General features: G+C 71.4%; 16 protein-coding genes. 9 read left to right on the top strand and 7 right to left on the bottom strand.

The window, feature by feature from the left end; translation table 11 throughout:
- Positions 1–42: 42 nt before the first annotated feature.
- Together AB0M67_RS17010 and AB0M67_RS17005 are read right to left on the bottom strand one after the other, a co-directional pair.
- The gene (locus AB0M67_RS17010) at positions 43–1,215 is read right to left on the bottom strand and encodes an Ig-like domain-containing protein (protein WP_365746169.1); all 1,173 of its coding nucleotides are present in this window, start codon (positions 1,213–1,215) and stop codon (positions 43–45) included.
- A 367-nt stretch (positions 1,216–1,582) separates the two neighbouring features.
- Complete coding sequence (locus AB0M67_RS17005) at positions 1,583–2,767, bottom strand: Ig-like domain-containing protein (protein ID WP_365746390.1); 1,185 nt, start codon at positions 2,765–2,767, stop codon at positions 1,583–1,585.
- A gap of 227 nt (positions 2,768–2,994) precedes the next feature.
- Between AB0M67_RS17005 and glgX the strand changes: the two genes are divergently transcribed.
- The 4 genes from glgX to AB0M67_RS16985 all read left to right on the top strand — a co-directional run bounded on the left by glgX (position 2,995) and on the right by AB0M67_RS16985 (position 10,389).
- Entirely contained in the window at positions 2,995–5,316 is a 2,322-nt protein-coding gene (gene glgX, locus AB0M67_RS17000; RefSeq protein ID WP_365746168.1) for a glycogen debranching protein GlgX, read from the top strand.
- Between the two features lie 50 nt (positions 5,317–5,366).
- Positions 5,367–7,229, top strand: a complete 1,863-nt coding sequence (locus AB0M67_RS16995; protein WP_365746167.1) for an ABC transporter ATP-binding protein — start codon at positions 5,367–5,369, stop codon at positions 7,227–7,229.
- Positions 7,226–9,178, top strand: a complete 1,953-nt coding sequence (locus AB0M67_RS16990) for an ABC transporter ATP-binding protein (RefSeq protein WP_365746166.1) — start codon at positions 7,226–7,228, stop codon at positions 9,176–9,178. Before AB0M67_RS16995 ends, AB0M67_RS16990 begins: the two co-directional genes overlap by 4 nt.
- A gap of 188 nt (positions 9,179–9,366) precedes the next feature.
- A complete protein-coding gene (locus tag AB0M67_RS16985) occupies positions 9,367–10,389 on the top strand; it encodes an alcohol dehydrogenase (protein ID WP_365746165.1) in 1,023 nt (340 codons plus the stop codon).
- A gap of 37 nt (positions 10,390–10,426) precedes the next feature.
- Here AB0M67_RS16985 and AB0M67_RS16980 read toward each other — a convergent pair whose 3' ends face one another.
- Complete coding sequence (locus AB0M67_RS16980) at positions 10,427–11,608, bottom strand: alpha/beta hydrolase (protein WP_365746164.1); 1,182 nt, start codon at positions 11,606–11,608, stop codon at positions 10,427–10,429.
- A 176-nt stretch (positions 11,609–11,784) separates the two neighbouring features.
- Between AB0M67_RS16980 and AB0M67_RS16975 the strand changes: the two genes are divergently transcribed.
- Together AB0M67_RS16975 and AB0M67_RS16970 are read left to right on the top strand one after the other, a co-directional pair.
- Positions 11,785–12,402: a TetR/AcrR family transcriptional regulator gene (locus AB0M67_RS16975; RefSeq protein WP_365746163.1), complete on the top strand. Its 618-nt coding sequence runs from the start codon at positions 11,785–11,787 to the stop codon at positions 12,400–12,402.
- Positions 12,403–12,877: 475 nt separating this feature from the next.
- Positions 12,878–14,914, top strand: coding sequence for a M4 family metallopeptidase (locus AB0M67_RS16970; protein ID WP_365746162.1), 2,037 nt, complete (start codon positions 12,878–12,880; stop codon positions 14,912–14,914).
- A 137-nt stretch (positions 14,915–15,051) separates the two neighbouring features.
- On the opposite strand, the gene AB0M67_RS16965 is transcribed toward AB0M67_RS16970, so the two are convergent.
- From AB0M67_RS16965 to AB0M67_RS16955, 3 genes are all read right to left on the bottom strand, one after another.
- Positions 15,052–16,278 carry a DUF1266 domain-containing protein gene (locus AB0M67_RS16965; protein WP_365746388.1) on the bottom strand — a complete coding sequence of 409 codons (1,227 nt, stop codon included), beginning with the start codon at positions 16,276–16,278 and terminating at the stop codon, positions 15,052–15,054.
- Complete coding sequence (locus AB0M67_RS16960; RefSeq protein ID WP_365746161.1) at positions 16,269–17,447, bottom strand: DUF1266 domain-containing protein; 1,179 nt, start codon at positions 17,445–17,447, stop codon at positions 16,269–16,271. Before AB0M67_RS16960 ends, AB0M67_RS16965 begins: the two co-directional genes overlap by 10 nt.
- Positions 17,448–17,537: 90 nt before the next feature.
- Positions 17,538–18,179, bottom strand: a complete 642-nt coding sequence (locus tag AB0M67_RS16955) for a TetR/AcrR family transcriptional regulator C-terminal domain-containing protein (RefSeq protein ID WP_365746160.1) — start codon at positions 18,177–18,179, stop codon at positions 17,538–17,540.
- A 44-nt stretch (positions 18,180–18,223) separates the two neighbouring features.
- Here AB0M67_RS16955 and AB0M67_RS16950 point away from each other — a divergent pair, with 44 nt between their 5' ends.
- The 3 genes from AB0M67_RS16950 to AB0M67_RS16940 all read left to right on the top strand — a co-directional run bounded on the left by AB0M67_RS16950 (position 18,224) and on the right by AB0M67_RS16940 (position 20,070).
- Positions 18,224–19,195, top strand: a complete 972-nt coding sequence (locus tag AB0M67_RS16950; RefSeq protein WP_365746159.1) for a threonine/serine dehydratase — start codon at positions 18,224–18,226, stop codon at positions 19,193–19,195.
- The gene (locus AB0M67_RS16945) at positions 19,192–19,584 is read left to right on the top strand and encodes an AraC family transcriptional regulator (RefSeq protein WP_365746158.1); all 393 of its coding nucleotides are present in this window, start codon (positions 19,192–19,194) and stop codon (positions 19,582–19,584) included. The genes AB0M67_RS16950 and AB0M67_RS16945 overlap by 4 nt, the downstream gene beginning before the upstream one ends.
- 75 nt (positions 19,585–19,659) lie before the next feature.
- A complete protein-coding gene (locus tag AB0M67_RS16940) occupies positions 19,660–20,070 on the top strand; it encodes a VOC family protein (RefSeq protein ID WP_365746157.1) in 411 nt (136 codons plus the stop codon).
- Positions 20,071–20,083: 13 nt separating this feature from the next.
- Here the strand turns inward: AB0M67_RS16940 and AB0M67_RS16935 are convergent, their stop codons facing one another.
- Positions 20,084–21,502 carry a DUF2252 domain-containing protein gene (locus tag AB0M67_RS16935; protein WP_365746156.1) on the bottom strand — a complete coding sequence of 473 codons (1,419 nt, stop codon included), beginning with the start codon at positions 21,500–21,502 and terminating at the stop codon, positions 20,084–20,086.
- Positions 21,503–21,745: the final 243 nt, after the last annotated feature.

Below are 21,745 nucleotides of genomic sequence, written 5' to 3'. Positions count from 1 at the left end.
CCCGTATCTCCTCGGAGAAAGCGGTGGAAATCGACGAACGTCCTACTTGATCCACTCCGACCAGGACATGTTCCAGCCGTTCAGGCCGTTGTCCGGGGCGATCTGCTTGTCCTTCGAGTTCTTCACGATCACGACGTCACCGATGAGCGAGGAGTTGTAGAACCGCGCCGAGGGCGTGCCGTTGTTCCCGCCGCCGCGGACGTCCCGCAGCCCCACACAGCCATGGCTGACATTCGCCGAGCCGAACGTGCCGGGCGAGGCCCAGTAGTTGCCGTGGACGAAGGTGCCCGACGTGGACAGCCGCATCGCGTGCGGCACGTCCTTGATGTCGTACTCACCGCCGAAGCCCACCGTCGCGCCGTTCATCCTGGTCACCTCGTACTTCTCGCTGATGACCATCTGACCGTTGTACGTGGTGGTCGACGGGGCGCCCGCGGTGATCGGGATGTTCTTGATCTGCTTGCCGTCCCGTACGACCTTCATCGTCTTGGCGCTCGCGTCGACGGTGGAGACCTGGCTGCGGCCGACCGTGAACCGCACGGACTTCGCCTGCTCGCCGTACACCCCGGGGCGGCCCTCGACCCCGTCCAGGTTGAGCTTCACGGTCACCTTCGTACCGGCCGCCCAGTACTTCTCGGGGCGGAAGTCGAGGCGGTCGTTGCCGAACCAGTGGCCCTCGATCGGTACGGACGGCTCCGCCGTCACCGTGATGGCCTTCTCCACCGCCTCGGGCTCGGTGATGCCCCGGGTGAAGTTGATCGAGACCGGCATTCCGACCCCGACCGTGGAACCGTCCTCGGGCGTGTAGTGGCCGATGAAGGTGTTCTTCGGTACGAGCGTGGTGAAGGTGGTGTCCTTCGCGGACTCCCGGCCCTCGGCGTCCTTGGCGATCGCGTGCACCTTGTACTTGGTGGCGCCGGCCAGATGCTGGAGCGGCTCCCAGCTCGTGCCGTCGGCGGCGAGCTTGCCCTCGACCGGGTTGCCCTTGTCGTCCTGGACGGTGACCGTGGTCAGCTTGCCCTTGTCGGCCGAGACCTTGAGGGCTCCCGTGGTCGCGACGGCCTTCGCCTCGTCCTTCGGGGCGATCGTCACGACGGCCACCGACGCCGCGTTCTCGACCTTCCCCGCGCCCTCGCCGTTCTTGTCACCGTCGCCCGTGCCGGAACCCCCGCCCCCACCGCACGCCGTGACGACCAGGAGCAGCGCACCGAGCATCAGTGCCAGCAGCCCCGTGCCGCCGTTTCCCCTTCGTCCCGTCCGCCGTTCCGTTCGCCGCTCCGGACTCTCGCCCCGCGGCGTCCGGCCCGGCCCGGCCGATGTCCCCGATATCGGCAGCCCATTCACTTCGGTCGTCTCCCCTCGCACGGCCTGGCCCCGCCACGGCCCGCACTCCCGCGCGTCGAGTGCACGCGCTCGCGACAGATAATCACACCGCGAGCCTTGCGATGCTCTCGCGTCTGTCACCATTCCGTCCCAACAGGCCGGGACGGTGCAGGTCATACGGGCCGTACGAGGGGCCGGCCGGTCCCGTGCCGGGGGCTGCGCCGAAGCGTCGGCCAACGACGGTCGCGGCTCGGCGGCTTCAGTCGGCGGCGGAGCCCGACACCTCGGCGAGGGCCGAACCCGCCTTCCAGCGCTTCCAGTCGAGGTTCCAGCCACCCAGACCGTTGTCGGGCGCGACCGTACGGTCATGGGAGTTGACCACCTCCACGACATCGCCGATCAGGGTCCGGTCGAAGAACCAGCCGGCCGGGGTGTCGGGGCCGCCGCCCTTCACGTCCCGCAGCCCGACACAGCCGTGGCTGACGTTCTGGGAGCCGAATGTGTCGGCGGGCGCCCAGTAGTTGCCGTGCAGAAACGTCCCGGACGTGGTGAGCCGTACCGCGTGCGGCACGTCCTTGATGTCGTACTCACCGCCGAAGCCGACCGTCCTGCCGTTCATGCGGGTGACGTCGTACAACTCGGTGACCACCATCTTCCCGTTGTAGGTGGTGGTCTTGGCAGCGCCCGCGGTGATCGGCACGGTCGAGACCAGCTCGCCGTCGCGCCGTACCTCCATGCTGTGCTCCTCGGCGTCGACCACCGACACCTGGGAGCGGCCGATGGTGAAGCCGACGGTCTTCTCCTGGATGCCGAACACCCCTGGCGCCGCCTGGACGTCCCGCAGGGCCAGCTCGATCGTGACCTCCGTGCCCGGTTCCCAGTACTCGCTCGGCCGGAAGTCGAGACGGTCATGGCCGAACCAGTGCCCGGCGATGTCGACCGGCGGGTCCGCCGTCACGGTGATGGCGCGCTCGACGGCCTCGCGGTCCTGGATCCTCCGGTTGAAGTCGAAGGAGATGATCATGCCGGTGCCGACGGTGGCGCGGTTCTCCGGGGAGAAGTAGCCGATGAACCGGTCGGTGGGGACCGCCGTCGTGAAGGTGGAGTGACGCGCCGAGCGGCGGCCCGCGCCGTCCACGGCCACCGCGTCGACGCTGTACTTGGCGGCGAGCGCGATCCGCGCACCGCTCTCCGGCGTCCAGGACCGGCCGTCCGCGGAGATCCGTCCGCGCAGCTCGGTGGGTTGCGCGTCCTCCACCTGTACGACCTTGACGCGCTCCAGCCGGCCGTCCGGTACCCGCACCGCGATCGGGTCGGACCGGCCGATGCCCTTCGCTCCGTCCTCGGGGGTGATCCGGATCGTGTCACCGGGAGCGCGCGACTTGCCCTCCGTGAACGATTCGGTGCCTGTGCATCCCGCCAGGCCGGCCAGCAGCCCGGTCATCAGTCCTGCCCATGTCAGAACGGCGGCCACGCCGGTCCCTGCCCGCTTGGGCTCTGTCCGCTTCAGTACGTGTCTCACGTCCCGCCCAACGACCACGCCCCTCCGGTGGAAACGTGAGGGCGGGCCCTCTTGCGGGCAGAACAGGGGGGAGGACCACGCGAGGGGAGCCACGGCCGGGACGTCGTGCGCCCGATCCGCGAGGCCGACGAGCCGCGGGAGGCCGGTCAGTGGCGAGCGCAGCCGAGCAGAAGGCAGTGCAGGAGAGGCGGAAGGAGGAGGGCAGGGCACAGGGCGTCGGAACCGGCGCGGGAGTCGGCGCCGGAGCCGGCGTCGGAACGGGCATCGGACCCGGCATCGAGGGCAAGGGCCACCGCCGCGAGCCCGACGCCCCGAGGCCCGTGGTCTGGCCGGGCGCGCCGACGCCACTGGGAGCGCGCTACCGAGTGGGCCCCGACGGCGTGGCGGGCACCAACTTCGCGCTCTGGGCGGGCGGCGCCGAGGCGGTCGAGGTCTGTCTGTTCGACGACAGCGGCGCCGAGACCCGGCTGTCGCTGACCGAGCTGACCCATGAGATCTGGCACGGCTTCGTGCCCGACATCCGGCCAGGACAGCGGTACGGATTCCGGGTCCACGGCCGCTGGGACCCCTGGACGGGTGCCCGCTGGAATCCGGCGAAGCTGCTGCTCGATCCGTACGCCCGTGCGGTGGACGGAGACTTCGCGCTGCCGCCGGAGGTCTACGGGCATGTACGGGACTGGCCGCAGCGGGAGGTGGCCGACACCGTACGGGACGGCCGCGACTCCGCCCCGTACGTCCCCAAGGGCGTCGTCGTCCATGACGGCGCGCCCGACGACGAGTGGGCCGACGACCGCCGGCCCAAGACGCCCTGGGCCGATTCGGTCATCTACGAGCTGCATGTGCGGGGCTTCACCAAACTCCACCCGGGGATCCCCGAGGAGCTGCGCGGTACATACGCGGGTCTCGCGCATCCGGCGGCCATCGGCCATCTGCGGCGGCTCGGGGTGACGGCGGTGGAGCTGCTGCCCGTACACCAGTTCGCGCACGAGGACCATCTGCTGCGGCGCGGGCTGCGCAACTACTGGGGCTACAACTCCATCGGCTACTTCGCGCCGCACGCCGGCTACGCGGCGAGCGGCACGCGGGGACAGCAGGTCGCGGAGTTCAAGGAGATGGTGCGGGCGCTGCACGCCGCGGGGATAGAGGTCATCCTCGACGTGGTCTACAACCACACCGCGGAGGGCGGGGAGCAGGGGCCGACGCTGTCCCTGCGCGGTATCGACAACCGCGGCTACTACCGGCTGCCGTCGGACGCGCGCAGATACACGGACTACACCGGCTGCGGCAACACCCTCCATGTGGTCCAGCCCCAGGTGCTGCGGCTGATCACCGACTCGCTGCGCTACTGGGTGACGGAGATGGGCGTCGACGGCTTCCGCTTCGATCTGGCGGCGGCCCTGGCGCGCTCCATGCACGACGTCGACATGCTCTCGCCGTTCCTCGCGGTGATCGCCCAGGACCCGGTGCTGCGCCGGGTGAAGCTGATCGCCGAGCCGTGGGACGTGGGCAACGGCGGCTATCAGGTCGGGTCGTTCCCGCCGCTGTGGACGGAGTGGAACGACCGCTACCGCGACGCTGTCCGGGACTTCTGGCGCGGCGCCCTGCCCGACGTACGGGATCTCGGCTACCGGCTGTCCGGGTCCAGCGATCTGTACGCGTGGGGCGGCCGGCGGCCGTACGCCTCGATCAACTTCGTCACCGCGCACGACGGCTTCACGCTGCGCGATCTGGTGTCGTACGAGCGCAAGCACAACGAGGCCAACGGCGAGGGCAACAGGGACGGGACGAACGGCAACCGCGCCTGGAACTGCGGTGTGGAGGGCGAGACGGACGATCCGGCCGTCAACGCCCTGCGCCGACGGCAGTCGCGCAATCTGCTCACCACGCTGCTGGTCTCGACGGGCGTGCCGATGCTGGTCGCGGGCGACGAGATGGGCCGTACACAGCGCGGCAACAACAACGCGTACTGCCAGGACAGCGCGGTCAGCTGGCTGGACTGGTCACTGCTGGAGAGCCCCGGCGGGCAGGGACTGCACGCGCTGACCGCCCGGCTGCTCGCCCTGCGCCACGCTCATCCCGTGCTGCGCCGCCGCGCGTTCTTCTCCGGCCGTCCGCAGGCCCCGGACGGGCTGCGTGACCTGGCGTGGTTCACCCCGCAGGGCTCGGAGATGACGGAGGAGGACTGGTACGCGCCCGCCTCGACGCTCGGGCTCTTCCTGTCCGGACGGGACATCCCCGGCCGGGACGCGCGGGGCGAGAAGATCACGGACGACAGCTTCCTGACCATCCTGCACGCGGCGGGCCGGCCGGTGGCGTTCACGCTGCCCGGGGCGCCCTGGGCGCGGGCGTACGAACTGGTGGTCGACACCACCCGGGAGGAGCAGTCGCAGGCGCCGGGCACGGTGTACGCGGGCGGAGCGACGGTCACCGTCCCGGCGCGGGCGGTGCTGCTCCTCAGAGTGCGGGGGTGAGGGGAAAACCACATGAGCGATGTCAGTGGTGAACCGTAGGCTCGCCCCTGATGTCCGAAACACATGCAGCCACCAAGAACCGGTCCTCCGTTCGCTCTCTGCTGCGGCTGTGGCCGTACGTACGGCCGGTGCGCGCGCGCCTGTTCAGCGCGGCGTTCGTCGCGATCGTCGCTTCCTGTCTCGGGCTGGTGTTCCCCCTCGTACTGAAGTGGATGGTGGACGGTCCTGTCGCGGACCGGGACACCGGGGGCATCTGGCTCGGGGCGCTGCTCCTGCTGGTGCTGGGGATCGTCGAGGCGGTGCTGTTCGGTTTCCGCCGGTGGCTGGTGGCGCGACCGCTGGCCGGTGTGGAGGCGGCCATGCGGGCGGATCTCTACCGGCATCTGCAGCGGCTGCCGGTGGCGTTCCATGACCGCTGGCCCTCGGGTCAGCTGCTGTCGCGCGGTACGACGGACCTGATGCTGCTGCGGATGTTCCTGGCGTTCCCGCTGACGTTTCTGCTGGTCAACGCGACGACGATCCTGGTGGGTTTTCTGATCCTGCTGATGCAGGACTGGTCGCTCGGGCTGGTGCTGATGATCCCGGTGGTGCCGCTGGTCATCGTCTGCTCGTTCTTCGAGTCGCGGTTCGCGCTGGTCGCGCGCCGGGCGCAGGACCAGGTGGGCGATCTGACGACGGTGGTCGAGGAGGGTGTGCTCGGCATCCGGATCATCAAGGGGTTCGGCCGCCACCGCAGCCAGTCCCTCGCGTTCCGGGCGCTCACCCAGCGGCTGCGCGCGACAGAGCTGGAGAAGGCGCGGCTGCTGGCGGGCATCTGGGCCGTGATCATGACCATTCCCGAACTGGCCGTCGCCGCCGCGCTGGTGCTGGGCACGATCCAGGTCGCGGACGGCGGACTCTCGACGGGCACGCTGGTCGCCTTCCTGTCGACGGCGCTGGCGCTGCGGTGGCCGGTCGAGTCGATCGGCTTCCTGCTCGCGATGAGCCAGGAGTCCGCGACGGCGACCGAGCGGTTCTTCGAGGTGATGGACGTACGGGAGGAAGAAGAGGATGAGATCGCGCCGGGCACCGGGGCCGGAGAGACCTCGGATCGAGAGTCAGGGCGCGGGCTGCGCTTCGAGGGGGTCTCGTTCCGGTACCCGGACGCCGAGGCGGGCTCCACGCCCGTCCTGGACCGTATCGATCTGCACATCGGCCCCGGCGAGACGATGGCCATCGTCGGGGCCACCGGTTCCGGCAAGACCACGCTGACCGCCCTCGTACCGCGGCTGCACGAGATAACCGCCGGGCGGATCACGCTGGACGGCGAGGACATCGCGCTGATGCCGCGCGAGCGGCTGCGGGAGCTGGTGTCGGTGGCGTTCGAGGAGCCGACGCTGTTCTCCGCGACCGTCGGGGAGAACGTGCTGATGGGCGCGGAGAACGCCGACGAGGACGCGCTGCGGCGTGCGCTCGACGTGGCCCAGGCGGGGTTCGTCAAGGATCTGCCGCGGGGGACGGGGACGGAGGTCGGCGAGCAGGGACACAGCCTCTCCGGCGGCCAGCGCCAACGGCTGGCGCTGGCACGGGCGGTGGTCGGCCGGCCACGCTTCCTCGTGCTCGACGATCCACTGTCCGCGCTGGACGTCCATACGGAAGCGCTGGTGGAGGCCGCGCTGCGGCAGGTGCTCCGGGAGACCACGGCGCTGGTGGTGGCGCACCGGCCGTCGACGGTGCTGCTCGCCGACCGGGTGGCGCTGATATCGGGGGGCCGGATCGCCGCCGTCGGCACCCATCAGGAGCTGCTGCGGAGCAGCGAGGAGTACGCGTGGCTGATGTCCGGGGCGGAGCGGGATCCCGGGGCCGGAGCCGCTTCCGGGACCGAAGCCGCTTCGGGAGCCGCTTCCGGGCCTGTTGAGGAGAGCATCCGATGACGACGTCGACCACCACGGGCCAGGGCGCACCGGGCCCGGACGCGAACGGTCCGATCGAGCCGGGCGGCAAGGACTCCCCCGCGCCGCCGGCCGCGCCCGACGCAGCCGAGGCCCACGCAGCCGCGCCCGACGCCGTCGAGGCCCACGCAGCCGAGGCCGATGACCCGTTCGGCCAGGACGCCCTGCCCGCGCCACCGGGCGCGACCGGCGCCCTGCTGCGGTCGCTGCTGAAGGTCAGGCGTGGGCGGGTCGCGCTGGCCGCGCTGCTCCTGCTGCTCCAGCAGGCCGCCTCCCAGGCGGGCCCGCTGATCGTCGCGTACGCCATCGACCGCGGTGTGCCCGCCTTCCGCGACGGCGACCACGGGCCGCTGTACGCCGTCGGGGCGGGGTATCTGATCTGCGCGGTGGGCTCGGGCGCGTTCCAGTACGCCTTCATCCGGGTCTCCGCCCGGGTCAACCAGGACGTACTGCTCGATCTGCGCGGCCGGATCTTCCGCCATGCCCAGGCGCTGAGCCTGGACTTCCACGAGCGCTACACCTCCGGCCGGCTGATCTCCCGGTCGACGACCGATGTGGAATCCCTGCGCGAACTGCTCGGCGAGGGCCTCCAGGAACTCATCGGGGTGGTGCTGGCCTTCGCGTACATCTCGGCGATGCTGCTCTATCTGGACGTGGGGATCGGGTCGCTGGCCGTGCTCTCCTTCGTACCGCTGTATCTGCTGGTACGGCTCTATCAGCGACGGGCGGGGATCGTCTTCGGCCGGCGCTCCACGGCGATCGCGGCCGTGATCGTGAAGTTCGCGGAGACGATGAACGGCATCAGGCCGGTGCAGGCGTTCCGGCGCGAGCGCGCCAATGACGCGGACTTCCACGCGCTCAACCTCCGCCATGAACGGAGCAACGGCGACGCGCTGCTGGAGATGGCCCGGTATGTGATCGGCTCCCGGTTCGTCGCCAACACCGCCGTCGCCGCGATCGTCCTGTGGGCCGCCTACCGGGTGGCGGACGGCACGCTCGCGCTGGGTGTGCTGGCCGCGGCCGTGCTCTATCTGCGCAGGCTGTACGACCCGATCGACCGGCTGGGGATGTTCCTCAACTCGTACCAGTCGGCGGCGGCCTCGATGGAGAAGATCGCGGGGCTGCTGGCCCAGACTCCCTCGGTGCCCGAGGCGAAGGACCCGCGGACACTGCCCGCGCTCACCGGCGGGTTCCCGGGCCGGGAGGCCGTCTTCGACGGGGTGAGCTTCGCGTACCGCACGGGCGGCGAGATCCTTCCCCGCTTCGGGCTGACGATCCCGGCGGGCCAGACGGTCGCGGTCGTGGGTTCGACGGGCGCCGGCAAATCGACGCTGGCGAAGCTGCTGGCGCGGTTCTACGACCCGACGGAGGGCCGGATCCTCCTTGACGGCGTCGATCTGCGGGAGCTGGACACCCCCGAGCTGCGGCGCGGGGTGGTGATGGTGACCCAGGAGGCGTTCCTGTTCTCCGGCACGGTCGCCGAGAACATCGCCCTGGGCCGCCCGGACGCCTCCCGCGAGGACATCGAACGCGCGGCGAAGGCCATCGGCGCCCATGAGTTCATCAGCGGCCTGCCCGACGGCTACGACACGGACGTACGCAAGCGCGGTGGCCGGATCTCCGCGGGCCAGCGCCAACTGGTCGCCTTCGCCCGCGCGCTGCTGGCGAATCCGGCGGTCCTGATCCTCGACGAGGCGACCAGTTCCCTCGACATCCCGGGCGAACGCGCGGTCCAGCGCGCGATGGACACAGTCCTGCGCGGCCGTACGGCGGTGGTCATCGCGCACCGTCTGTCGACGGTCGAGATCGCGGACCGGGTGCTGGTGATGGAACACGGCCGCATCGTCGAGGACGGCGCCCCCGCGGACCTGATCGCCGGCACGGGCCGCTTCGCCGGCCTCCACCGTGCCTGGCGCGACAGCCTGGCCTGACGAGCCCTGGACCGGAACCGCGGCCGTGGCGGCCCGCTCGCCGGCCCGCCACGGGGGAACACGGGGGAACACGGGGGAAGACGGGGGAACACGCCTGCTTCACCCGGCGCGCGTGACCGGGGCCGAGCTGGTCTGCTGGTTCGGGGGGCGTCGTGTCCGTACCCCTCCGTACCCCCGGAGAGAGCCAGATGAGCACCTATCGAGTCGCGCAGGTCGCCACCGCCGGCGGGCCGTTCGAGATCGTCGAGCGTGAGGTCCCGCGGCCGGGGGCCGGGCAGGTGCGGGTGTCCGTGGACGCCTGCGGGATCTGTCACAGCGACAGCGCCTTCGTGAACGCCATGCTGCCGGGCGTGCGGTTTCCGGTGGTCCCCGGGCATGAGATCGCCGGACGGATCGAGGAGCTGGGCGACGGGACGTGGAGTGGATGGCAGGTGGGGGAACGAGTGACGGTGGGGTGGTTCGGCGGCAGCTGCCACCACTGCGTGCCGTGCCGGCAGGGCGACTTCATCGTGTGCGAGAACCTGAAGGTCCCCGGATGGGCGTACGACGGCGGTTTCGCCGAGTCGGTCATCGCGCCCGCCGACGCCCTGGCCCGGATCCCCGACGGGCTGGCGGCGACGGACGCGGGTCCCATGGCCTGCGCGGGGGTGACCATGTTCAACGGGCTGCGGCGCAGCTCCGCGCGGCCGGGCGACCTGGTCGCCGTCCTGGGCATCGGCGGTCTTGGCCATCTGGGGGTGCGGTACGCCGTCGCGATGGGCTTCGAGACCGTGGCCATCGCCCGCGGGGCCGCCAAGGAGGACCTCGCCGGACAGCTCGGGGCGCACCACTACATCGACAGTACGGCGGACACCTCCGTCGCGGAGGCGCTGCGGTCACTCGGCGGCGCCAAGGTCGTCCTGGCCACCGCGGCCAACGCCGACGCCATCACGGCGACCGTGGACGGGCTGTCCCACCGGGGCGAGCTGGTCCTCATCGGGGCGGCCCCCGAGCCGATGAGCATCACCTCGGGCCAGCTCCTGCTGAGCGGCAGGATCATCCGCGGCCATCCCTCGGGCACCGCTCAGGACGTGCAGGACACCATGGAGTTCAGTGTCCTGCACGGGATCCGCCCGATGACCGAGGTCATGCCGCTGGACCGGACGGCCGAGGCGTACGAGCGGATGCTCTCCGGCGCGGCCCGCTTCCGGATGGTGCTCACCCCCCGCTGAGGCGCGCCCCGGCCCCGTGCTCTCCCGCACCCGCCGGTCAGGGGGTGTTGAACCGTACCTCCGGGTTGGCCGCCGTCGGGCCGTCCAGCAGGGACCGGGGGATGGACCGCAGATGCTGGTCGAAGAAGGCACTGGTGTACGCGCGGGTGAGGTCGATCGAGCGCTCGGCGGAGAGCTCCGGCGCGGGCAGTCCGAACTCCTCGGCGAGCAACGGGGCGTCGGTGAAGGTGAAGTGGTCCGCGCCCGCGACGGTCAGCCAGCGCTTCCAGCCGTCCAGGCGGTCCCAGGCCGTGTCCCAGCTCTCGTCCCCGCCGCCGGGGTGATGCAGTTCCTCGGTGCCCAGCATCATGAAGGGGCGGCCGTCGAGCCCTTCGACGGGTACCGAACCGTGGAAGGACCCGTCCATGTTGACGCCCGCCCGGACGCGGCTGTCGCTCGCCATGGTGGATGCCGCGCTCGCGCCCCCGAGCGAGTGGCCGGCCATGCCGATCCGCTTCCTGTCGATGAGGTGGGCGTACCGCCAGGCCGGCGAACGGCCGGTCAGCCGGTCCAGGAGGAAGGACACGTCCTGGGCGCGGACCGTGGTGGCGACGCCGTAGTCCTCGGACTCCTTGATCTTGTCGCAGGCGACACAGGTCAGCATCCGGCCGCCCGGGAAGGCCGCGCCCGCGGACTCGTAGGCGTGGTCCAGGGCGGCGACCACATATCCGCGGCTCGCCAGATCCTCCGCGAGGCCGGTGAGGGTGTAGCGGGAGGTGGTGAAGCCCGGGGAGAGCACCACTAGGGGATGTGAACCGCCGCCTGAGGGGCGCGCGTTGACACGGCTGTGTACGCCGGTCGCGCTCAGTGTCTCCGGCGGAACGGCGCCGTCCAGGTTCTGGAACTCAAGGAGCAGCCGGATCTCCTCGGTGGTGGCGTACCGGGCCGGCGTTCCCGTACCGGCCCGGGCCGGGTAGTACAGGGTGACCATCAGTTCGCGCGCGCCCGCTTCCGGTACCCACGGGTCGGGGCGGGAATGGTCCGTGAGGTGCAGCGAGTGCCGGCCGACCGCGTACGGACCGGTGGGCCGGGGCAGTTGGGGCGTCTCGGCCCTGGCCACGGAACCGGGCGTGGCGGGCGCGGTGACGGGTACGGGTGCCGGCAGCGCCGAGGCGGTACCTGCCGCGACGACCGGGAGCGCGAGTGCCGCGGCGGTCGCCGTACGGTGAAGTCGCTTCATGCCGACGACGCTAGGTGAACGGCCGGACCGGCGCGTCAGACCACGGGCCGACCCGCCCCTGACTCCCGCCCCACCCCCGGGTCCGCCGGACTCAGGGTCGCTCCACCCGTGGGGCACCCGCTCCCAGGGCCGGCGCAGGGCACTGGAACGAACGCTCCAACCGATAGCCTGGCCTGATGAAGACCACCGCTCGGCACCACTCGGACAGCGATCCGGGGGCCACCCTCGGCACCCGCGAACGGGTCGTCAGGACCGCCTCGCGGCTGATGCAGCGGCAGGGGTACGACGGATCGGGGATCAAGCAGATCGCCCAGGAGGCCAACGCCACACTGGGCTCCATCTACCACTTCTTCCCCGGCGGGAAGCAGGAGTTGGCCGTCGCCGCGATCGAGCACGGCGACCGGGAGTTCGCCACGATCCTGCGCGAGGTGCTGGCCGGCGAGCCGGACCCGGCCCGGGCGGTCGTGGCCTGCGCCGAGGGCCTCGCGACGGGCCTGCGCGCCTCCGACTGGATCGACGGCTGTCCGGTCACGGCCACCGCCCTGGGGACGGCCGGCCGCGCACCCGACATCCAGCGGGCCGCCGCCCTGGCCTTCGAGCACTGGCGCGGGCTCGTGACCGACGCGCTCCGCGGCGCCGGGATCCCCGACGAGGACGCCCGGGACCTGGGCCATACGGTGATCAGCACGCTGGAGGGCGCCGAGTTCGCGGCTCAGGTGTCACGGAGCGACGAGCCACTGCGTACGGCGGGGACGCATCTCGCCCGGCTGATCACCTCGTACCGACCCGCCTAGGTCCGGAGGGCCGGGGGCCGCGGCCGGGGCCGGGTGACGGGGGCCAGGTGATGGGGGCCGGGTGATGGGGGCCGGGTGATGGGGGCCGGGTGATGGGGGCCGGGTGATGGGGGCCGGGTGATGGTACGAAACGAGCCACAATCCGTCGTGATCACGTCACGGCACATCGGCCCCTCGCACCACACCCCGTTCACAATCCACAACATCGCGAGCCGCCCGCCGGAACTCCGCACCCTGTCCGGATCCAGCTACCGCGAACCCCGCGAAACACCGCCGCAATGATCGACGAAACGTCCGCTTAACGAACAAGGCCTTTCGGGCAGCGGACGAATTCCGGCCAACTTGTTGACGCGCTCCTGACAGCCAGCCGTCACGCCTGCCACTCTTCCCCCGTTCTCCGCACCACCTTGCTCCGCGTGCACTGTCCGGACGGCCCACCGAGCTGCCCGGTACCCCCCTCGCAGAAGGAGTTCGCGTGAGACCCACGCTCAGCCGCCGCGCCACCGCGACCGGTGCTCTGATCGCCGCAGCAGCTCTTCTCACCGTCGGTGTCCAGGCCGGCACCGCCGCCGCCCAGCCGGACGGCGCGCCCGCCGCGCCCGTCGCCGGCAAGGCCGACCCCGGAGCGCTGCCGCGCACTCTCTCCCCCGCCCAGCGCACCGCGCTGATACGCGAGGCCGACGCGTCCAAGGCGGCCACCGCCAAGGAACTCGGCCTCGGGGCGAAGGAGAAGCTCGTCGTCCGCGATGTCGTCCAGGACGTCGACGGCACCACGCACACCCGGTACGAGCGCACCTACGAGGGCCTTCCGGTCCTCGGCGGTGACCTCGTCGTCGCGGCGACGAAGGCGGGCACGACCCAGTCCGTCAGCAAGGCGTCCGCCTCCGCGCTGAAGAACGTCGCCACCACGGCCGACGTCGCGCCGGCCGTCGCCGAGAAGCAGGCGCTGGGCGCCGCCGCCGCGGACGGTTCGAAGAAGACCGAGGCCGAGCGCGCGCCGCGCAAGGTGGTCTGGATGGCGCAGGGTTCGCCGACCCTCGCCTACGAGACCGTCGTCGGCGGACTCCAGCACGACGGCACCCCGAACGAGCTGCATGTCGTCACCGACGCCGCCACCGGCAAGAAGCTGTTCGAGTGGCAGGCCGTCAACAACGGCGTCGGCAACACCCAGTACAGCGGTCAGGTCACCCTCGGCTCCACCCAGTCGGGTTCGACGTACAACCTGACCGACGGCGGCCGGGGCAACCACAAGACGTACAACCTCAACCGCGGTTCGTCGGGCACCGGAACGCTCTTCTCGAACTCCACCGACACCTGGGGCAACGGCGCCGCCTCCAACCTGGAGACCGCGGGCGCCGACGCCGCCTACGGCGCCGGGGAGACCTGGGACTACTTCAAGAACGTGCACGGCCGCACCGGCATCCGCGGTGACGGCGTCGGCGCGTACTCCCGCGTCCACTACGGCAACAACTACGTCAACGCGTTCTGGCAGGACAGCTGCTTCTGCATGACGTACGGCGACGGATCGGGCAACGCCAAGCCGCTGACCTCCATCGACGTGGCCGCGCACGAGATGTCCCACGGCGTCACCGCCGCCACCGCCGGTCTGGTCTACAGCGGCGAGTCCGGCGGTCTGAACGAGGCCACCTCGGACATCTTCGCCGCGGCGGTCGAGTTCTACGCCAACAGCCCTCAGGACCCGGGTGACTACCTGGTCGGCGAGAAGATCGACATCAACGGCAACGGCACCCCGCTGCGCTACATGGACAAGCCGAGCAAGGACGGCGCGTCCAAGGACTACTGGTACTCCGGCATCGGCAACGTCGATGTCCACTACTCCTCGGGCCCGGCGAACCACTGGTTCTACCTGCTCTCCGAGGGCAGCGGCGCCAAGGTCGTCAACGGTGTCTCGTACGACTCCCCGACCTCCGACGGTCTGCCGGTGACCGGCATCGGCCGGGCGAAGGCCGAGCAGATCTGGTTCAAGGCGCTCACCACGAAGTTCACCTCCACGACCAACTACGCGGCGGCCCGCACCGGCACGCTCGCGGTCGCCGGTGAGCTGTACGGCACCACCAGCCCCGAGTACACGGCCGTCGCGAACGCCTGGGCCGGTATCTCGGTCGGCACCCGCCCCGGTGGCGGCGGCGGGGGCGGCACCGTCTTCGAGAACAACGGCGCGGTCGCCATCCCGGACAACGGCGCGGCGGTGACCTCCTCGGTCAACGTCACCGGGGTCACGGGCAACGCCCCGACCAACCTCCTGGTCGGTGTGGACATCACGCACACCTGGCGCGGTGACCTGGTCATCGACCTGGTCGCGCCGGACGGCACCGCGTACCGGCTGAAGAACTCCAGCGGCAGCGACTCCGCGGACAATGTCGTGGAGACCTTCTCCGTGAACGCCTCCTCCGAGGTGGCCAACGGCACCTGGCAGCTGAAGGTCCAGGATGTCGCGGCGCAGGACACGGGCCGTATCAACAGCTTCAAGCTCACCTTCCCGACGAGCTGAGCCGTAGGACCCCGCGATCGGCGGGCCGCCCGGGGTGTGCTGACACCCCGGGCGGTTCCGTGTCCGCGTCGCGTCGCCTCACGTCGCGTCGCGTTGCCTGGCGTCGCCTCGCCCCGCGTCCGGTCCGGCCCGGTCGCTCAGCGCCAGGGGATGTTCCGCCAGGGACTGCCCTCGTTCTCCGTCAGCTGACGGTGGGCGACGACGTTCTGCTCGTAGAACGAGCCGTACTCCTCGCCGTCGAAGCGCAGCACCCTGCCGAGCGCGTACGCCGCGGAGAAGTCCTCCCACGAGCGGTAGGCCGACTTGCTCAGCGCCCCGGCGTGCACGATCGCCTGCTGGGCCTCGTACGGATCGCAGAACCGCGCCGACAGCCCCCAGCGCGCCAGATTCACCGCACGCCCGTAGTCATAGGCGACCGTGGTGGTCACCCTGCCGTCCGGGGGCAGCAGCCCGTCGGCGCGGAACCTGGCCTCGTACCGGACGATGCGCCGCACCAGCTCCTCGATGCCCTTGACCGCGCCGTGGCCGGCCCCGAGGTCCTGGGCATGCCCGGCGGCCGTCTCGCGCCACAGGTCGGCCGACGGCGGGCCGCCGAGCCCGGCCCGCAGCTCCTCGCGCACCCGGAGGGCGAAATCGGGCTCCGGCGGGCTGTTGCGGGCGTCCAGCAGGGCGTTCAACTCCCGCTGCCAGCCGCCGCGTTCGGTGATGCCCCAGGAGTCACGGAGCAGCGCGAGTTCCTCGGTGTAGTCGTGGTAGGCGGTGCCGACCTCGTTCCACGGCACCCCGTTCCCGACCGCCAGATGCACACCGCAGGCGAGCCCGTAGGCGAGCGGACCGTGCAGCGGACCGTGCCGCAGCGCGATCAGCCGGCCGCGCGACGGACGGTCGTTCTCCGCGTAGTACCGCAGCCACAGCGCGCGGTGGTGGGGCATGGCGGGCAGCAGAAGCTGTGCGGGGGTACCCGCGTTGACCGCGAGCAGTTGCCGCGGGTCCCGCCATTCGAACTCGGCGATCCACCGGAGGGAGACACGGTGGAACACCCACTCGGGGTGCCACGGCGGCAGCATCCCGCGCGTGAGGACCGGCTTGCAGCTCCGTCCCGCCTCGTCCCGGTGCGGGCGCCAGTGGACGACATCGGGTTCCGCGTCGACCTCGGCCTTCGGCGCGCCGATGTACAGTCCCGCGCCCGCGAGCACCCGTAGCTGGGCCTCGACGTCGCCGCGCGCCCCGGCCTCGTACAGCAGGCGTTCGGTCTCGGACGGAGATATCCAAGGGGCGCCGTACGCGGGGTTCGTGGAGTGCGCGGGGTTCGTGGGGTTCGCTGGGTGCGCGGGGTTCGTGGGGTTCGTGGGGTTCATGACCAGGGGATGTTCCGGTAGGGGCTGGCGGGGTCCTGGGTGAGGACGCGGTGATGGTCGAGCGACTCCTGATACCTGACCTCGGAGTCGTCGTCCGTGTCGAAGTAGATCAGCCGGGTCAGCGCGTAGCCGAGGGAGAACTCCTCCCAGGAGCCGTAGGACCGCCGGGCCAGCTCACCGATCCGCAGGACGGCCTGCTCGGCCTCGTACGGATCGCAGTAGCGCGCGCCCAGCGCCAGCCGTACGACATTGACCGCGCGTCCGTGATCGAAGGCGGCCAGCGTGTCGATCCGCGCGTCGGGCGCGAGGATGCCGTCGGCGCGGAAACGGTTCTCGTACCGGACGACCCTCACCAGCGACTCACCGGCCTCCGCCGACTCCTCCTCGGACGCGCCGCGCCGGTTCAGTGCGGCGGTGACGCTGTCGGACCACTCCCGCTGGGAGGGCGCCCGCCTCAGCCGTTCGACGAGACCGAGCCGGGTGCGGAGTACGAACTCGTGCGTACGGCCGATGAGCCGCGTGGCCATCAGCGCGTCGAGCGTCTGCCGGTACGCGGCGCGGTTGCCGATGTGCCAGGGGTGGTGCAGCCGGGCGATGTCCGTCGGGTAGTCGAGGTAGGCGGCGCCGAGCTGGTTCCAGACGATGCCGTTGTCGACGGCGAGATGGGCACCGAGGGCCAGCCCGTGCGCGAGCGGCCCGTGCAGCGGACCGCCGGCGTGCGTGATCAGCCGGTTCCGCCCCGGGCCGCCGGACTTCGCGTCGGCCCTCAGCCACGCCCTGCGGTGGGCCGGCCGGGCCTTGACGGTGGTCGCGTACGGCGTGCCCGGGTTGACCGCGAGCCACCAGCTGTTGTCCGGCCAGGACGTGGCGAGTTCGGCGAGCGTGGTGCGCCGGAACACCCACTCCGGATGCCAGGGCGGCAGCATGCCGGGGGTCAGGACGGGGACGTGTGTCCGGCCTGTCGCGGGGTCGGGCCCTGACGGGAGCGGGGCGGTGTAGCCGGGGGTGTCGGCGTGCAGCCGGGCGACGAGCACATAGAGCCGGGAGCGGGAGAGCACGTCGAGCACCGCGTCCCCGTCGGCGCGCGCTGTCGCCTCGTACAGCAGCCGCTCGGTCTCGGTCGGTGGCGCCCAGCCGGTGTCCGTATTCGTATCCGCGTCCGTACTCGTTGTCACGGGCTGATCCTACGGAACCGGTTCCGGGCCACCGTGGGGCAGGTGGCGTGCTCGCGACGGGCGGAAGTTGGCCAGGCGGCCGGGAGTTGGTCAGGCGGCCGGGTCGGCGGCGCGGATGAGCTGGCGCAGCGCGCCGTAGAAGACCTCGTGGTCCACGACGGCGGGCAGGATGGCGGCGAGATGCCCGGTCAGTACGGGGAACTCCCCCGGGTCCAGCGCCGCCAGCGCGCTCCGGGTCACCGCCAGCGAGGACTTCGGGTCGCGGTGATCGACGAAGGTCGCGCTGCCGAGAGTGAGCAGATACATCCGGCGGTACGCGGTGATCGCCTCCCCGGGTGTCATGCCTGCCCGGATACTGTCGGCGAGCTGCGGCTCCACCAGCCGCCCCAGCAACTGCGGCCCGAGCCACGGCCGGCCGCCGCGCAGGGCGAGCAGCCCCGGATGGGCGGTCAGCGATTCGTAGAGCCTGCGGAAGCGGAGCTCGGTGGCGCGGGCCCAGTCGGTGCCGGGCGGGATGTCCGGCAGCTCGGCCGCGAGGTGGTCGGCGCAGAGGTCGAGCAGCCCGGCGAGATCCGTGCAGCGGCGCTGAACGGTGGCGTGGGCGACACCGAGGCGGGCCGCCAGCGTACGGAAGCTGAGGGCTCCCGGGCCTTCCTCGTCGACCAGCGCGAGCGCTGTCGCGGCGATGCGTCCGGGGGTGGCGGAGTCGAGGGAAGCGGATTGCCGAGGCATGCGAGCCAGCGTACGGTACACCGTATCGAAACAAGGAGCAGCCGGTGCGAGAACTCAGCTACGACGACATCAAGCAGGCCACCGACCGCATCGCGGGACACGTACGCCCCGTGGCGGTGGCGCCCGCCGACCCCGGCGCCGCCCAGCTCTGGCTGGCCCTGGAACACCTTCAGCACACCGGCAGCTTCAAGGCCCGGGGCGCCCAGAACTTCCTGCGCGCCCATCGCGAGGAGGGCACCCTCCCCGACGCGGGCGTGACCATCGCGTCGGGCGGCAACGCGGGGCTCGCCTGCGCGTGGGCCGCCCGGCAGCAGAACGTGACCGCCACGGTGTTCCTCCCGGAGACCGCGCCGCCGGTGAAGGTCGCGCGGCTCCGCTCGTACGGCGCCGACGTACGGCTGACCGGCGCGTCGTACGCCGAGGCGCTGACCGCGTGCCAGGACTTCGCCGCGACGACCGGCGCGCTCGCCTCGCACGCGTACGACAACCCCCTGATCGCCGCGGGCGCGGGCACCCTGCTGGAGGAGATCCACCAGCGGATCCCGGATCTGGACACGGTGGTGGTCTCGGTGGGCGGCGGCGGGCTCTTCGCCGGGGTGGCCACCGCCGCGCGGCACCATGGCATCAGGACGGTGGCGGTCGAGCCGGAGAACTGCCGCGCGCTGAACGCCGCGCTGGAAGCCGGCCGGCCGGTCGACGTCCCGGTCGACTCCGTGGCCTCCGACTCCCTCGGCGCGTCCCGCGCCTCGGCGCTCGCCCTGCGTGCCGCGGGCCATGACGACGTGCGCTCCGTCCTGGTCCCGGATCCGGAGATCACCCGCGCCCGCCGCGTGTTGTGGACGGACCACCGCCTCGCGGTCGAACACGCCGCGGCGACGGCCCTCGCCGCGCTGACCGTGGGGGGCGAGGGGTATGGCTACCGCCCGGAGGAGGGCGAACGGATCTGCGTGGTGCTGTGCGGGGCGAACACGGATCTGGGGTCGCTGGCGGGGACGGACGAGGGGACGGACGGGTGAGCCGCGCCGCCGAGGAGACCAACCGCCGCATGCTGCGGGCACGGGACGCGATGGACCGCGCTTACGCGCGGCCGCTGGACGTCCCGGCCCTGGCGCGGATCGCCCATGTCTCGGCGGCACACTTCACGCGCACCTTCCGGGCCACGTTCGGCGAGACGCCGCACCGCTATCTGCAGCGCCGCCGTGTCGAGCGCGCGATGTCCCTGCTGCGGGAGACCGACCGCAGTGTGACGGACATCTGCTTCCAGGTCGGCTTCGGCAGTCCGGGAACCTTCAGCCGCACGTTCCGCGACATCGTCGGCCGGTCACCGAGGGCGTATCGCAAGGAAGCGACGGCCGTGAACGTACCGACGTGCTTCACCATGGCGTGGACGCGGCCAAGCGGCTGACGGCCCGCGCCACACGTTCCCGGCTGAGCAGTTTTGGATAAGTTTTCGTCGATCTCGCTCGGTAGCGTGATGCCCATGTTCAACGCGATCACGCACTCACAGATTTACGTACTCGACCAGGACGAGGCCCTCGACTTCTACGTCGGCAAGCTCGGCCTGGAAGTCAACGCCGACGTCGACCTGGGCTTCATGCGCTGGCTGACCGTGAACGTCCCCGGCCACCCGGATCGTCAGATCCTGTTGGAGAGGCCGGGCCCGCCGGCGATGTCCGAGGAGACGGCGGAGCAGGTCCGGGAGCTGGTGACCAAGGGCGCGACGGGCGGCTCGCTCATCTTCAGCACGGACAACTGCCGCACGACATACGAGACGCTGCTGGCCCGGGGCGTCGAGTTCACCGAGGAGCCCACCGACCGCCCGTACGGAATCGACTGCGGCCTGCGCGACCCGTTCGGCAACAACATCCGCTTCACCCAGCCGAAGGCCTGACTTCTTTCCACCCTCACCCCGCCTGCGCCCTCACCCTCCCCTTCCCCACCGCGTCCACCAGCGCCTGGTGGTCGCGTTCGTTCTGGTCCGCGTAGCTCTCCGCGAACTCCGTCAGCGCGATGTCGAACGCCTCCCCCGGGCCCAGATACGCGGCGATGGCGATGCGGTCCCCCGACCGGGCGTGGGCGCGGGCCAGGGTCGCTCCGCAGAGTTCACCGAAGACGCGCATCCCCCTCGGCACCATGATCTGCGGCATCATGATGCCCTTCCAGTCGCGCAACTGGCGTACGTAGAAGTCCCGTTGACGGCCGTCGATCCCCCTCACCCGGTCCCAGCCGAGGAAGACATCGCCGACGGCCTGCATGAGCCGCTGTCCCGCGACCACGCGCTGTCCCTGGTTGTCGTACTCGCTCTCGCCGACACGCGCGGCGAGCACCGAGTGGTCGGCCTCCTTGGCCTGGAGGATCAGGGGGTCCTCGTCGTCCCTGCCGAGCAGCAGCAGAATCCAGCAGCGGGTTCCGACACTGCCCACCCCGACGACCTTGCGCGGGATGTCGGCCACCCGGTACTGCCGGAGCAGATGCGCCCGCTCCGTGGACAGGCTCCGGCCGTACCGTTCCATGAGTGCGTGGAGTTCATGGGAGATCCGGTCCCGCTCGGCCCCCGCCGACATGTCGTCGATCGGCACGACCAGCGGCGGATCGGCCACGAACCGGCGTTCACCGGCGTCGAGCCGGGTCAGTTTCGCGAAGGCCTGCAGACTGTCCTTGGTACGCGCCTTCGCCATGACCTGCGACACCCGCCCCCGGCCCCTCGCGCTCAGCCGCTTGTCCACCACCTTCTGGAGCCGTGCCGTGTCGGCGATGTCGTACCACACCTCAAGATGGCCCATGCCCGCGTAGAGCCGCATCCGCTCGCGGTACGACCGTACGGCGGCCCGGACGATCCCCGCCCGCTGCTTCGCCGAGTAGCCGTTCTCGCGTCCCGCGATCACCAGGCTCGCGGCCAGCCGTTTGACGTCCCATTCCCAGGGGCCCGGCAGGGTCTCGTCGAAGTCGTTGATGTCGAACACCAGGCGTCGCTCAGGAGAGCCGAGCAACCGGAAGTTCAGCAGATGCGCGTCCCCGCACAGCTGCGCCCTGATGCCGGAGGTGGGGGTGGCGGCCAGATCGCCGGCCATGATCGCGGCAGCGCCCCGGTAGAAGCGGAACGGCGACTCCGTCATCCGTCCATAGCGGATCGGGACGAGTTCCGGTACGCGCATGGCCGACTGTTCCTCGATCACGTCCACCGGGTCCTGCCGCCCCTCGGCCGGGGTGTACCCCGCGTGGCTGGACCTCGGCGCTCTCTTTCGGGCCGCTCTGCCCCTGTCCGCCCGTTCCCGTGGCGACAGGGGCCGTCCGTCACCGGAGATTCCGCCGGCCTTGGTCATGGCGTGCACTTCCCGTCCGAGAGTGCGGTGGCGCGGCAGGGGCGGGCACCGACGGTCCCGCCCCGCCTACGCCCTCCCGTCCAATTATCCGTCGCCCTCGGACGCCCGCATCCCGGCGTGCCGCGGGTCGGCGGCGAGGCGGCGCCGACCCGCGGCACGTCGGTGAGTGCCGGCCCACCACGCACCGGTACCCGCCGCCGGGCCCGGGGCGCCCGCCTCCGCGGCCCCTGGACGATCGAGTCC

Source organism: Streptomyces sp. NPDC051662 (genome assembly GCF_040681655.1).
Taxonomy (GTDB): domain Bacteria; phylum Actinomycetota; class Actinomycetes; order Streptomycetales; family Streptomycetaceae; genus Streptomyces.
The sequence above is the reverse complement of the archived record's forward strand: the minus strand, read 5'-3'. Positions and strand labels throughout refer to the sequence as shown.

What these genes read in the sequence shown, in the direction of transcription:
- AB0M67_RS17010 (WP_365746169.1), bottom strand. Translation starts at nt 1,215, where the DNA reads ATGCTCGGTGCGCTGCTCCTGGTCGTCACGGCGTGCGGTGGGGGCGGG.
- AB0M67_RS17005 (WP_365746390.1), bottom strand. Translation starts at nt 2,767, where the DNA reads ATGACCGGGCTGCTGGCCGGCCTGGCGGGATGCACAGGCACCGAATCG.
- AB0M67_RS16995 (WP_365746167.1), top strand. Translation starts at nt 5,367, where the DNA reads ATGTCCGAAACACATGCAGCCACCAAGAACCGGTCCTCCGTTCGCTCT.
- AB0M67_RS16990 (WP_365746166.1), top strand. Translation starts at nt 7,226, where the DNA reads ATGACGACGTCGACCACCACGGGCCAGGGCGCACCGGGCCCGGACGCG.
- AB0M67_RS16985 (WP_365746165.1), top strand. Translation starts at nt 9,367, where the DNA reads ATGAGCACCTATCGAGTCGCGCAGGTCGCCACCGCCGGCGGGCCGTTC.
- AB0M67_RS16980 (WP_365746164.1), bottom strand. Translation starts at nt 11,608, where the DNA reads ATGAAGCGACTTCACCGTACGGCGACCGCCGCGGCACTCGCGCTCCCG.
- AB0M67_RS16975 (WP_365746163.1), top strand. Translation starts at nt 11,785, where the DNA reads ATGAAGACCACCGCTCGGCACCACTCGGACAGCGATCCGGGGGCCACC.
- AB0M67_RS16955 (WP_365746160.1), bottom strand. Translation starts at nt 18,179, where the DNA reads ATGCCTCGGCAATCCGCTTCCCTCGACTCCGCCACCCCCGGACGCATC.
- AB0M67_RS16940 (WP_365746157.1), top strand. Translation starts at nt 19,660, where the DNA reads ATGTTCAACGCGATCACGCACTCACAGATTTACGTACTCGACCAGGAC.
- AB0M67_RS16935 (WP_365746156.1), bottom strand. Translation starts at nt 21,502, where the DNA reads ATGACCAAGGCCGGCGGAATCTCCGGTGACGGACGGCCCCTGTCGCCA.